Annotated in this window: 10 protein-coding genes; 5 read left to right on the top strand and 5 right to left on the bottom strand. The window is 69.6% G+C overall.

Features of this window, described 5'->3' with window-relative positions; translation table 11 throughout:
- On the top strand, positions 1-420 hold a 420-nt coding region (locus tag ACHFFZ_RS10980), incomplete at its 5' end, for a hypothetical protein (protein ID WP_394276656.1).
- On the opposite strand, the gene ACHFFZ_RS10985 is transcribed toward ACHFFZ_RS10980, so the two are convergent.
- Both ACHFFZ_RS10985 and ACHFFZ_RS10990 read right to left on the bottom strand, forming a co-directional pair.
- Positions 301-1,683, bottom strand: coding sequence for a sensor histidine kinase (locus ACHFFZ_RS10985; RefSeq protein ID WP_394276657.1), 1,383 nt, complete (start codon positions 1,681-1,683; stop codon positions 301-303). The genes ACHFFZ_RS10980 and ACHFFZ_RS10985 overlap by 120 nt on opposite strands.
- A 15-nt stretch (positions 1,684-1,698) precedes the next feature.
- Positions 1,699-2,832, bottom strand: a complete 1,134-nt coding sequence (locus tag ACHFFZ_RS10990; protein WP_394276658.1) for a 6-phosphofructokinase — start codon at positions 2,830-2,832, stop codon at positions 1,699-1,701.
- Between the two features lie 323 nt (positions 2,833-3,155).
- On the opposite strand from ACHFFZ_RS10990, the gene ACHFFZ_RS10995 reads away from it, so the two are divergent.
- From ACHFFZ_RS10995 to ACHFFZ_RS11005, 3 genes are all read left to right on the top strand, one after another.
- Positions 3,156-3,428, top strand: a complete 273-nt coding sequence (locus tag ACHFFZ_RS10995; RefSeq protein ID WP_394276659.1) for a hypothetical protein — start codon at positions 3,156-3,158, stop codon at positions 3,426-3,428.
- Between the two features lie 66 nt (positions 3,429-3,494).
- Positions 3,495-4,151, top strand: coding sequence for an ABC transporter ATP-binding protein (locus ACHFFZ_RS11000; RefSeq protein ID WP_394276660.1), 657 nt, complete (start codon positions 3,495-3,497; stop codon positions 4,149-4,151).
- Positions 4,148-6,481 carry a hypothetical protein gene (locus ACHFFZ_RS11005; RefSeq protein ID WP_394276661.1) on the top strand — a complete coding sequence of 778 codons (2,334 nt, stop codon included), beginning with the start codon at positions 4,148-4,150 and terminating at the stop codon, positions 6,479-6,481. Before ACHFFZ_RS11000 ends, ACHFFZ_RS11005 begins: the two co-directional genes overlap by 4 nt.
- A 32-nt stretch (positions 6,482-6,513) precedes the next feature.
- Here the strand turns inward: ACHFFZ_RS11005 and ACHFFZ_RS11010 are convergent, their stop codons facing one another.
- Together ACHFFZ_RS11010 and ACHFFZ_RS11015 are read right to left on the bottom strand one after the other, a co-directional pair.
- Positions 6,514-7,362, bottom strand: coding sequence for an HAD hydrolase family protein (locus tag ACHFFZ_RS11010; protein WP_394276662.1), 849 nt, complete (start codon positions 7,360-7,362; stop codon positions 6,514-6,516).
- Positions 7,359-7,985, bottom strand: a complete 627-nt coding sequence (locus ACHFFZ_RS11015; protein ID WP_394276663.1) for a DinB family protein — start codon at positions 7,983-7,985, stop codon at positions 7,359-7,361. The genes ACHFFZ_RS11010 and ACHFFZ_RS11015 overlap by 4 nt, the downstream gene beginning before the upstream one ends.
- 58 nt (positions 7,986-8,043) lie before the next feature.
- On the opposite strand from ACHFFZ_RS11015, the gene hrpB reads away from it, so the two are divergent.
- Positions 8,044-10,650 carry an ATP-dependent helicase HrpB gene (hrpB, locus tag ACHFFZ_RS11020; RefSeq protein ID WP_394276664.1) on the top strand — a complete coding sequence of 869 codons (2,607 nt, stop codon included), beginning with the start codon at positions 8,044-8,046 and terminating at the stop codon, positions 10,648-10,650.
- Between the two features lie 442 nt (positions 10,651-11,092).
- Here the strand turns inward: hrpB and ACHFFZ_RS11025 are convergent, their stop codons facing one another.
- Entirely contained in the window at positions 11,093-12,001 is a 909-nt protein-coding gene (locus ACHFFZ_RS11025) for a type IV toxin-antitoxin system AbiEi family antitoxin domain-containing protein (RefSeq protein WP_394276665.1), read from the bottom strand.
- Between the last annotated feature and the right edge of the window lie 134 nt (positions 12,002-12,135).

The following is a 12,135-nucleotide window of genomic DNA, read 5'->3' on the forward strand; positions in this document are numbered from 1 at the left end:
TGGCCCGACATCGACTGGCCGGGCATCCCGTGGCCCGACATCGACTGGCCCGACATCCCGTGGCCGCACGTCGACCTGTCCTGGATCCCCGACTTCACAGCGCCCGCTTGGCTGGTCTGGATCTTCGACCACGAGAGGCAGGTCAAGCCCGTCCTGTTCGCCACCGTCATCGCCGTGGCCGAGGTGCGGCGTCGCCAGAAGCAGGACCGCGAGAAGGCGCGGCTGGCCGACGACGAGCGCCGCGAACTGCTCACCCGCCTCGCCCAGGCCATGCAGCAGGTGGCCGAGACCGGGCCCCGCTCAGTCAGCGGCCGGCAGCCACACCTCGAACCGTGCCCCGCCCCACTGCGAGTCGGTGACGCGGACGTGCCCGCCGTGGGCGGTGACCAGCTGGCTGACGATCGCCAACCCCAGGCCTGAGCCGCCCTCGTCGCGGGAACGGGACTCCTCCAGGCGCACGAAGCGCTGGAAGACGCGCTCCCGATCGCCCGGCGCCACACCATTGCCGTCATCGGAGACCCACAACAACACACCGCCGTCGGCGCCCTCACCCAGCCCCACCTCGATGCGGGACTTCGCATGCCGGGCGGCGTTGTCGCACAGGTTGCGCAGCACCTGCCCCAGCTTCGCCGGATCGGCCCGCACGCGCCGCGCCGTGATCGCCGTGCTCACCTGCACGTCGAAGGAGCTGCGCAGCCGGGCCGCCTCCTGGACCGCCAGGTCGTCAAGGTCCACCTCGGTCAGGGACAGCCGCGTCCCGCCGTCGTCGCCCCGGGAGAGCTCCAACAGCCCCTGGACCAGCTGGTTGAGCCGCGCCGTCTCATCGCGCATCAGCGGGCCCATCTCCCGCCAGGTGTCCAGGCTGTCCTCCATGGTGGCGATCTCCAGCGCCCCCGCCAGGCTCGCCAGCGGCGAGCGCAACTCGTGGCTGGCGTCGGAGATGAAATGCTGCTGAATGTGCTGGGCATGTTCCAGGCGGCCCAGCATCTGGTTCATCGTCAGCGCCAGGTCGCGCACCTCGTCCTGGCTGGGCGGCACCGGCACCCGCTCGTCCAACGTGCTGGAGGTGATGCCCTCCACCCGCTGGTTGATCTCGTCCACGGTCCGCAACGCCCTACCCGCGACCCACCAGGCGGTCAGGCCGGCCAACAGCATGGCCAGCGGGACCGCCGCCAGCAGCAGCGCCACAGTGAGGGTGACGGCGCTGTGCTGCTCCTCCTGCGAGGTGGCCACAACGGCGACGTAGTAGTCCCCGTCGTGCTTCACCCCTTGGGCGACGACCAGGTCACGGTGTTCGTTGCGGTCACCCGGGCCCCACCAGGTGACCTTGCCCTGCTCCACCACCTCGCCGGGCACCGGGCGCGCCGAGCTCAACGGGGTGCGGTAGCGCAGGTGCGAGGTCCACAGCACCTTGCCGTCGCTGTCGAGCACCTGCGCCCGGAAGCCCTCGTCGAGCACCAGCTCACCGGGCAGTGAGTCACCGCCGTAGGCCGCGACGTGCATGGCGGTGCGGTGGGCGACCTCGTGGGCCGCCGTCGACTGGGCATTTGCCAGTGAATTGGTGAGCAGGTTCGCCAGCACCAGGATGCCCACCAGCAGCGGCACCGCCACCATGGTCACGGCAACGGCGGTGAGCTGCTTGCGGATTCCCCAGCGGGCCCAGAAGTCGAGCGGTCTGCGCATCCCTCGGACGGGCCCTCAGTCGCCCAGGCCGGTGCCCACCTGGCGGGCGGCGGTGATCCAGTCGTGGTCGGTGGGCACGTACTTCACCTTGCCGGCCACCTTGTCCAGCGGTACCTGCACCACGCGCTGGCCCTGGGTGCCGACCATCACGCCGAACTCGCCGCGGGCCACCGCATCGGCCCCGGCGCTGCCCAGGCGGGTGGCCAGCAGCCGGTCGTGGGAGCAGGGAGTGCCGCCACGCTGCACATAGCCCAGGATCGACACGCGCGACTCCAGGCCGGTGGCGGCCTCCAGGTCGTGCGCGAGGGTGATCGTGTTGTCGCGGTGCTTGGCCTCCACCGCCTTCTTGTGGTTCTTGGCGGCGGCCCGGCCAGCGTCGGTGTCGGCCTCGCGCACCAGGGCCTCCGCGGCGGCGATCTCGGCGGCATCGGCGACGGTCCGGGCGCCCTCCGCGACGGCCACGACGCTGAAGGTGGAGCCGCGCTGGACGCGCTGCTCGATCGTGGCGGCGATGGAGTCGATGGTGTAGGGGATCTCGGGCAGCAGGATGATGTCGGCGCCGCCGGCGATGCCCGAGCCGAGCGCCAGCCAGCCGGCGCGGTGGCCCATGATCTCGGCCACGATGATGCGGTGGTGGCTGTGGGCGGTGGAGTGCAGCCGGTCGATGGCCTCGGTGGCGATCTCCAGGGCCGTCTCGAAGCCGAAGGAGTCGTCGGTCTCGACGATGTCGTTGTCGATGGTCTTGGGCAGGTGGATGACGTTCAGCCCGGCCTTGAGCAGGCGGTTCGCATTCTTGGCGGTGCCGCCGCCACCCAGGCAGACCAGTGCGTCGAGCTTGTTCTTCTCGTAGTTCTCCACGATCGTCGGGATCATGTCGCGCGGCTCGCCGTCGACCACCATGCGGTGCACCTTGTCGCGGCTGGTGCCCAGAATGGTGCCGCCGACGGTGAGGATGCCCGACAGGGCCGAGCCGTCCAGCTCGATGGTGCGGTTCTCGGCCAGGCCGCGCATGCCGTCGCGGAAACCGACCAGCTCCATGCCGTGGTTGCCGATGGCCGCCTTGCCGAAGCCGCGGATCGCGGAGTTCAGGCCGGGGGCGTCACCGCCGGCGGTGAGGATGCCGACGCGCTTGGTCTTCTTGCTGGCCATGAATTGTGCCTTCCAGAGTGGGATCGGTGTCGTCACTCAACCTAGCCGTGGGTCGAGGTGGGAGGTAGCGTTGGTCAAGGGTCTGGGTGAGACTGGACTGAGGGGTGGTGATACCTGTGGCTCGCGGGCGGAGAGGGCGTCAGCATACTCTTGACAAGCCCCCCCCGTTTTGTGGGAATGTCAATGCAGAAAGGCAAAGGTGCCTATCTCGGTGGATGCCCCACCGATGGATGAAGCACAGGTGCTTCCCAAGGAGAGGTCTTCTCAAGAAGTCCAGTCACATCCTCGCCACCCTCGCCGCCATTCCGTTGGCGCTTGGGGGTGTGATCGTGGTCAACACCCCGACCGCCGAGGCCGCCACCTATTGCACTCACGGCACAACCAAGGTCAATGTCAGCCTCCGCCCGGATGAAGGCTATGCGTGGTCCAACTGGAACTCCAAGCCTCGCACGCAGAAGTTTCGGGCGCGGCTGCTGGGCAAAGGCAAGCTGCCTGATCTGAACTCAGACTGGCGTACCACCAGCGGCCAGGTGAAAACCAAGACCATGCCGTGGGTAGGGGTTGGGGGCTCGGCATGTGAGAACCGAAACGTCTGAAAGGCTGACTCATGGGCGGGGCGCGGCACCATTGCCGGGCCCCGCTCCCGGTTACGAGGAGAAGCAATGTTGGAGATCAAGCATCTGGTGATGTGCTACCCCGGTGCGCCATCGAAGGTTCTTGACAATGTGAACCTCGTGGCCAAGGCCGGGGTCACGGGCATCATCGGACCCAGCGGAAGCGGCAAGACCACCTTGTTCCGGGTGATTGCCGGCCAGTTGGCCCCTGAGTCGGGTGAGATCCTGCTCAACAAGGCACCGCTGACCGCGCAGACCAGAATTGGTCTGGTCTTCCAGGACTTCCGGCTGATCGACTTCCTCAATGTTGAGGACAATGTCAATGTCGCCAGGAATCTGAACGGCCTTCCCTCGGATCCACGTCGCTGCCAAGGCATCCTCAAGTCCGTTGGGCTCGGCGGACTTGAAAGCAGAGCGCTCAATTCCCTGTCCGGCGGTCAGTTGCAGCGCGTTGCCATCGCCCGCGCACTCGCCATCGAGCCCGACATCCTCCTTGCTGACGAGCCCACCGGTGCGTTGGATCGCAAGAATTCCGATGTGGTTGCGGCTCTCCTCCACGAACTTGGCGAGCGCGAGTCGATCCCCATCCTGCTGGCCACGCATGACCTCCGATTGGCGCGAACCGCGCAGCGCGTCTACTCCTTGGACGGGGAAGGCGGGATGGACCCGCACGTGATCGAGCCGCATGCAGGCGATCCGGCATGACTCCACGTCTGTCACTCTTCCTGGTGCACCACTACATCCGAAAGAACAGAGTCCAGGCAGGTGCCCTGTTCGGCATGGTGCTGTTGCTGACTTTCATCACCGCCGGAATCGCGGTGCTTCGAGGGCATGTCGTGGAGGCGCTTGATGACTCCGTCGCACTGTCCCAGGCGGGACATCGGTATGCGGCCACGGCCACGGCCGCCGGTTCCCGGACCCTCGCTGCTGCAGGCTATCGTCCCGTCGAGGAGCTGAAAGGAGCTGCCGCGCGAGGCAGTCGGGAGGCAAGCGTCGCCCTTCGGCTGCTGGGCCACCCCGACGCCGGAGTTCCGGGACGCTTGATCGCAGGGCGTCCCGTGGAGGCAGTCGGGGAAGTTGTGTTGAGTCAGCATCTTGCTGACCAACTGGAAGCCAGTTTGGGCAGCCAGGTCGAGGTCCGTTCAGGTGTACACAACCATCCGACAGCAGTGGTCGTCGGGATCACGGTTGATCCTGTCAATCCCCATTGGGATCGTGCCGTGATGATGGGTACCCCGGGGCAGGTGGGAGGAGAGGATGCGCTCTGGCTGGGAGACGAGGACGTTGGATCCCAGAACCCTGCATCTTCCAGCTCGGATGTCAGGGTCGTCGGGGTCGGTGACGCATTTGGTGATTCCAATGCCAATCCAGCGATCCATGCCATGAGTGTCTTGGCAGCTGCCGGGCGGGTGCTGGTTGTTGCCACCGCCGTCTTGATCGCCGCGCTGCTGACCAGCCTGCGCACCGCAGGTACCTCCACCGTCGATGGCCTCATGGCGGCGGGGGCAAGCCGGCGAGCAGCTTGGTCAGTCCTCCATGGGGCATGGGCAGCGACAGCGGCAGGAGGCTGGGCGACGGCCCTGGTGATCCTGGCTGTGACGCAGCACCTGGGTTTGGATTGGATGGCCAACTTGTTCGGGCAGAGCTGGCACGGTGTGCTTCTTGCCTGGCCACAGAGTCTCACGGTGGCTGTGGTGGGAGTCCTGCTGCCCCTCTTGTTCAGTCTGCTTCGCACGCGCCGCGTCAACCAAGGTGCTGGAGCCAAGACCATTTCCCTGAGACGGCCCGCCGCACACGCTGCTCTGGTTCGCGGTGTCCTCTTTCTCGGAGCCATCGCCTTGCTGGCGCTCTTGGGCTTGACGATCGGGGTCGTTGCCCGCACCCAGAAGACCCCATCACCGGTGCACGGGCTGTGGTTGGGGGCGCTGGTGGCACTTGCCATTCCCCACGCTGCTGCAGCTTGGACCTCTCGGAGTGACGGTCCCACCGCCGCCCGCCTGATCGGGAAGGTGACGCGCCAGTCACATGTCCTCGCTTCCACCATCTCGATCGCCTTGTTCGTGTCACTGTGCTGGTCGCTGACCGTGGAACGCATGGCGGATTCGACGAGTGGTCAGACGGTCAGTGATTCCGCGCTCCAAGTCGTGGAGGTACCCGACCACCAGGTGTCCCAACTACGCAGCGCCTATGCCGGGGTGGGTGGCACCGTCGACGCATTCCCCATGGTTCAACGCCTTGCTGACGGCGAGGTCATGGCTGCCGAGAACGTCGACGTCAAGTGCTTGGCGAGGGGATCGGATCCGGACGAAGAGTGCCCGGATCCCAACCTGACCACCATCGTCCTCGACGGCAAGGACGCATCCACGGTCAACGTCCCCAGTTGGTGGAGGGATTCCGCGACGCTGTCCTTGATCACGGCACACGACGATGGACATCTTGGTGAACCGGTCGAAGTGCCACGAAACCCTCGAGGCTCAAACAGGGCGTCGGCAGCATCCGTGGTGCTTGTTGGCAGGGATTCCGTGGCCGCACACAAGGTTGGCCTCCGTGCCAGCGGCACCTCCTTGGTTGTCCTTGAGCGTTACCAAACGTTGAGCGCCATCCAACGCGCAGAGATTCGCAGCTACCTCTTCAACGTGCTCCCGACATCTTTCCCACAAGGAAATGTCAACAGTTCGCAGATGCCCGTGCTGCGCAGCTTGGCTTGGACTGGGGTGCTGTGCACAGGCCTGCTGGGGATCGCCGTGATGCTCCTGGGGTCCATCAGTGAGCTGCGCGCGCAGTCCCGCAACATCCGCGCCATGCAGGCAATCTCCCCATCGGTAGCTGGAACTCTCTCCCGCAAGTTGGTCAGATGCCATGTGGCAGTCGGCGTCCTCGTGCCGGCCACGGGAGCATGGGCGTCGTGGTTGTCACTGCCCCACACCGGCCAGGGCATCAGCTGGATCTGGCTCATGCCTGTGGTGCTGACGATCATCTCTGTGCCCATCCTGTTCCATGCTCTGCGGCACGGCCTGAAAGTTGCCCGCCTCTGACCCCACCGTCGAGGATCGGATCTCAGGCGCAGTCAGAGTGGGAGCAGTCGGCCCCCGTCGGCTGGCTCGAGGCCCGCCAGCTCCCGCACCAGCGCGAACAGCTCGTCGCTGCCGGCGCCCTCCACCAGGTGCGTCGCCACCTCGGTGACGCCCGGCGCGCATGGCTGGACGCCGATGCTGGTGCCGGCCCAGGCGAGCATCGGCACGTCGGTGGCCGAGTCGCCCGCCGCCAGCACCTGGTCGGCGCCCAGGCCCAGGTGCTCGCACAGCGCAGCCAGCGCATTGGCCTTGCCCGAGGCGGCCGGCCAGATGTCGTGCAGGCCCATGCCCGAATGGGTCAGGTTGAGCCCCTCGATGCCGTCCACCGCCCGCTCCAGGGCGTCCAGGTGACCGTCGGGGCCCTCGACGAGGATCTTGCGGCATCGCAGCCCTGCCAGGGATTCAGCCTCGACGGAGTCGGTGCGCACGGTCGCGGTGCACCAGGTGTCGCGCTCCTCGCGGTCGATCGCCTCCGGGTTGCCGTGGGCCAGCCAGCGCCCGTCACTGCAGTACAGGTTGATCGCGCCCTGACCGTCCGGCCCGGGGCGGGTCATCGCCACCAGTGCCGCGGCCAGCTCGGCACTGACGGTGAAGCCCACCTCGTGCACCGTGCTGCCATCGGCCTCGCGGGTCAGCGCCCCGTTGTAGCTGATCCGGGGCAGCGGGATGCCGATCGCCTCGTTGACCACCGCCATCGACTCGTCCAGCCGGGCACTGGCCAGTGCGACGGGCAGCCCGTCGGCCACCAGCGCCCGCACCTGCGCCGCGGCCCGGTCGGTGATCCGGTGCCCGGTCAGCAGCAGGGTCTGGTCCAGGTCGAAGACCGCCAGCCGGATGCTCACTGTTCCTCCTTGGTCCCGGTGCCCAGCCCACCGACCGCGGCCTGCTTGGCCAGGGTGCGCAGGTGCATCAGGTGTTCGTCCCAGAAGGGGTCGCCGTCGCGCGGCGCGCCCGGGCCCGACAGGTTGCCGTTGGCGGCATTCAGCCCGGCCATCCCGTCGACCTGCTCGCGCACGATGTCGGCATGGCCCGCATGGCGGGCGGTCTCGACAGTGACGTGCAACAGGACCTGCTCCAGCGTCATCGGCTCGGTGCGCCACGGCACCCGCGCCACGGCATCCAGCTGCAGCTCCTCGCAGGTCTGGCGGGAGGCGGCGATCGCGTCGCGGTAGGTCCGGACGACCTGGTCGGCGGACTCCTCGGCGGTGGCGTAGAAGTCACTCATCCGGTCGGCATCCATCCGCAGGTGCGGCAGGTCGGGGTAGGGGCGTCCGAAGCCCATCTGGAAGTGGCCGTACTCGACCGCGGCCAGATGCTTCACCAGCCCCAGCAGGTTGGTGCCGGTGGGGGTGTACGGTTCGCGCAGGGCCGGCTCGTCCAGTCCGTCGACCTTCCACAGCACCGCCTCGCGCACGCTGTCGAGGTAGCCGCTCAGCAGGGCCTTGGTCTGGCTGGGGGTGTCCATGGCTCCACGCTATCGACTGTGCCGAAGACCTGCCTGCCCCGGTGGGATGATGGTCCCCATGCCCTTCGACCTGCAGCGCATCGGTGCCGGACTGCCCGTCGCCGCCGTCCGCGACGAGCTGGAGTCGGTGCTGCGCGACGGCCGGGTGGCGGTGGTGCAGGCGCCGCCCGGCACCGGCAAGACCACGCTGGTGCCGCCGCTGGTCGCCGAACTACTGGATGCCGAGCGGCTGGATTCCGAGCTCCGGGATTCCGGGGCAGGCCGCGTCGTGGTCACCCAGCCACGACGGATCGCCGCCCGCGCCGCCGCCCGTCGCCTGGCCGGGCTGGCCGGATCACGGCTGGGCGAGGCCGTCGGCTACAGCGTGCGCGGCGAGCACCGAGCCTCGGCCGCCACCCGCGTCGAGTTCGTCACCACCGGCCTGCTGGTGCGACGGCTGCTGTCCGACCCAGCCCTCGACGGCATCGGCGCCGTCGTCCTCGACGAGGTGCACGAACGCTCCCTCGACTCCGACCTGTGCTTCGCGATGGTGCGCGAACTGCGCGAGCTGCGCCCCGACCTGGTGGTGGTCGTCATGTCGGCCACCCTCGACGCCCCACGCTGGGCCGGCCTGCTCGGCGACGACGAGCCCGCGCCGGTGGTGTCCGTCGCCGCCGACCTGCACCCGCTCCAGGTGCAATGGGCCCCCACCCCGCCCGGCACCCGACGCCTCGACGCGCGCGGCGTCACCCCCGGCTTCCTCGACCACCTGGCCGCCACCACCGTGCGCGCCCTGGCCAGCCACGACGAGGGCGACGCCCTGGTCTTCGTCCCCGGCGCACGGGAGGCCGAGGCCGTCGCCGAGCGCCTGCGCGGCAAGGGGATCGACGCCGCCGCCCTCTACGGCGCGATGGACGCCCGCAGCCAGGACGCGGTGCTCTCCGGTGCCGGGAGCGACTGCGCCGGACGCCGGGTCGTCGTCGCCACCGCCGTCGCCGAGAGCTCACTGACCGTGCCCGGAGTGCGGATCGTCATCGACGCAGGACTCTCCCGGGAACAGCGCCACGACAGCGGCCGCGACATGGGCGGCCTGGTCACCGTCAGCGAGTCCCGCGCCTCGGCCGACCAGCGCGCCGGACGCGCCGCCCGCCTCGGCCCTGGCCTGGCCGTGCGCGTCTTCCCCGAGTCCGACTGGCCCCGGATGCGCCCCTTCACCACCCCCGAGATTGCCACCGCCGACCTCACCGGCGCCGCCCTCACCCTGGCCTGCTGGGGCGCTCCCGGCGGCGAGGGCATGGCCCTGCCCGACGCACCCCCGGCAGCCTCGCTCGCCTCGGCCGTCGCCACCCTGCAGGCCCTGGGCGCCGTCGACGCCGACGGACGCGCCACCCACCGCGGCCGCCAGATGGCCGCCGTCCCCGCCGAGCCCCGGCTCGCCCGCGCCCTGCTCGACGCATCACCCCTGGTCGGGGCCCGCTTCGCCGCCGAGGTCGTCGCCATGCTGGCTGGCGACGAACGCGCTCCCGGCGCAGACCTGGAGGCCCAGCTGCGAGCCTTGCGCTCCGGCTCCCGCACCCCCGCCGGGCAGCGGTGGCGCCACGAAGCCGAGCGCCTGCAGCAGGTCGCCGAACGCTCCCACGGACTCCCGCTCGACGTGGCCGCGCCCACCGACCGTGCCCAGGCCCTCGGGCTGGTCGTCGCCCTGGCCCACCCCGACCGGATCGCGCGGCTTCGTGAACAGGGGGAGCGCGGCGGCTCCTGGCTGCTCGCCTCCGGCACCGGCGCCGTCCTGCCCCGCGGCAGCCACCTGGCCACCGCCGGGGTGGACTGGCTGGCCGTCGCCGAGGTGGGCCTGGCACACACCAGCGACGGATCGGGCGCGGTGATCCGTGCCGCGGCCCCCATCACGCAGGAACTCGCCGAACAGGTCGCCGCGCCGCTGCGCGTCAGCGAGACCCTTGCCACCTGGACCGGCGGCAAGATACGCGCCCGGCGCGTCGACCGGATCGGCGCCATCGAACTGTCCAGCACCCCCGTCGCCCCCACCGCCGAGGACGGGCGCGCCGCCGTCGTCGAGGCCCTGCGACGCGACGGGCTCGGCCTCGACGGTCCCAGCCTGCTCACCTGGCCCGAGCCCGCGCTGGCCCTGCGACGACGCCTGGCCCTGCTGCACCACCACCTCGGCGAGCCCTGGCCGGCGATGGATGCCGACTCCCTGCTCGAGGCGGCCGAGCTGTGGCTCGGCCCCGAACTCGACCGGCTCGCCCGCGGTGCCCGCGCCGAACAGCTCGACCTCACCAGCGCCCTGCGTCGCCTGTTGCCCTGGCCCGCCGCCACCCGGCTCGACGAACTGGCCCCCGAACGACTCGAGGTGCCCACTGGCTCCCACGTGCGGCTCGACTACCCCGAACACCCCGACGGGCGCGTGGTGCTGGCGGTGAAGCTGCAGGAATGCTTCGGACTGCTCGCCACGCCCACCGTCATCGACGGCCGCGTCCCGGTGCAGCTGCACCTGCTCAGCCCCGCCCGTCGCCCCCTGGCGATCACCGACGACCTGGCCAGCTTCTGGACCAATGCCTATCCGGGCGTGCGCGCCGAGAACCGCGGCCGCTACCCGAAGCACCCCTGGCCCGAGGACCCGCTGACGGCGCCTCCCCGCCGGGGAACGACCAGATCGGGACGGTGAGCAGGCCCTGGGGCGATACCCTCTGGCGGTTCCCACCCGTTCACGAGGAAGGGACCCCCATGGCTGACCGACTCTCCCAGCCACCGGTGGTCGTCGAACCGAAGAAGCCCAGGCGCGACAATACGCACTGGCCCTGCATCGAACCGTCGGTTTCCTGCAGTCGATGTTCAGCCCGCTGGTGGGCGAGCAAGTGCTGCAGATCCTCCATGCCCCGATGACCACGGCTACAGCGGCGAGGATGAGGTGAAGCTCGGCAGGATCCCGCGTCCGCTGGACACCCAGGGCCAGCTCCCCGCCACCCCCTACCCGATCCTGCCCGAGGATGGTGGCTCCAGCGCCGCACCCCGGCACTGAGCGGCACGCAACGACAAAGACCTCGGAAGATCTGGTCCCCTGGAGGGACCGGATCTTCCGAGGTCTTTTGGTGGGTGCCCAGTGGTGGTCAGCTGCACCGGCGGCAGCGGCTGGGCGAACCCTGCCACCCGAGGCGCCACAGCACCTCGGTGACCTGACGCGCCGTGGCGCAAGGACGGTGGGCGCAGTCGGTCCAGCCGAAGCGCAGGTGGTGCAGGCCCCGCAGGGCAGCGGCATTGTCCTTGGCCATGTCACGAAAGGCCCCAGTGCCCTCGTGCCCCAGCCGGCCGTCCAGCTCGACCACCAGGCCCAGCTCATAGACCACGTCGCGTCGCTGGCCTTCCCCGTCCACTTGGCGAATGCCTGCCGGCAGCTGGTGTGCCCTCTCCACATCGCGCAGGTATCGCACCTCCAGCGGGCTCTCCAGCCCTTCCTGGCTCTCGGCCAGTAGGTCTTCGAGCACTATCCGCTGGGGAAAACGCGTGCGCCTGCCGAGGGCTCGCCGCAGGGCCCGGCGGCTCATGCCGGCCCGACTGGCGGCCGTGACCAGCTCCTCCGCCGCCACCGGCTCGGCCGCGCAGGCATCGAGCACCGCCTCCTCGATGGGGCTGCGCGGCGGGTTCCCCCTGGGGCGCGGCAGGTGCAGGGTTCGGCGGAACTGCCAGACCTGCTGGTTGGCGCGGCGCACATGCTCGGGCAACAGGATCTCCACCACGGGAGGTTCACCCGCCACGCCAGCCAGCGCCAGGGCCGCGCGGCCCGCCACCTGGCTGCCCTCGCCTCCCAGCAGGACGCCGCCCCAGCCCAGGGCCCTCAGGTCTGCCTGCGCATGGTGGGTGAGGTAGATCCCGGGAGCGAGACGTCGCCACTGCCCCTGGTCCACCAAGCGCAGGAGCTGCTTGCGGGGCAGGCCGCAGCCGAGGGCCTGCTGGCGGGTGAGGACCCCCGCCTGGTGTCGTGCGAGGTCGAGGCTCTCGCGCAGCGGGTCGAAGTTCATGCCAGGAGCATGTGGCTGCGGCCTCGGCTGGGGTCATCCCAGCGGGCGTCTGTGGACGACGATTCCGGGCCTCCGGCGCCTGTGGACGAGGCCAGACGAAAAGATCTCGGAAGATCCGGTCCCCTGGAGGGACC

Source organism: Luteococcus sp., from assembly GCF_043424415.1.
Classification (GTDB): Bacteria; Actinomycetota; Actinomycetes; order Propionibacteriales; family Propionibacteriaceae; genus Luteococcus.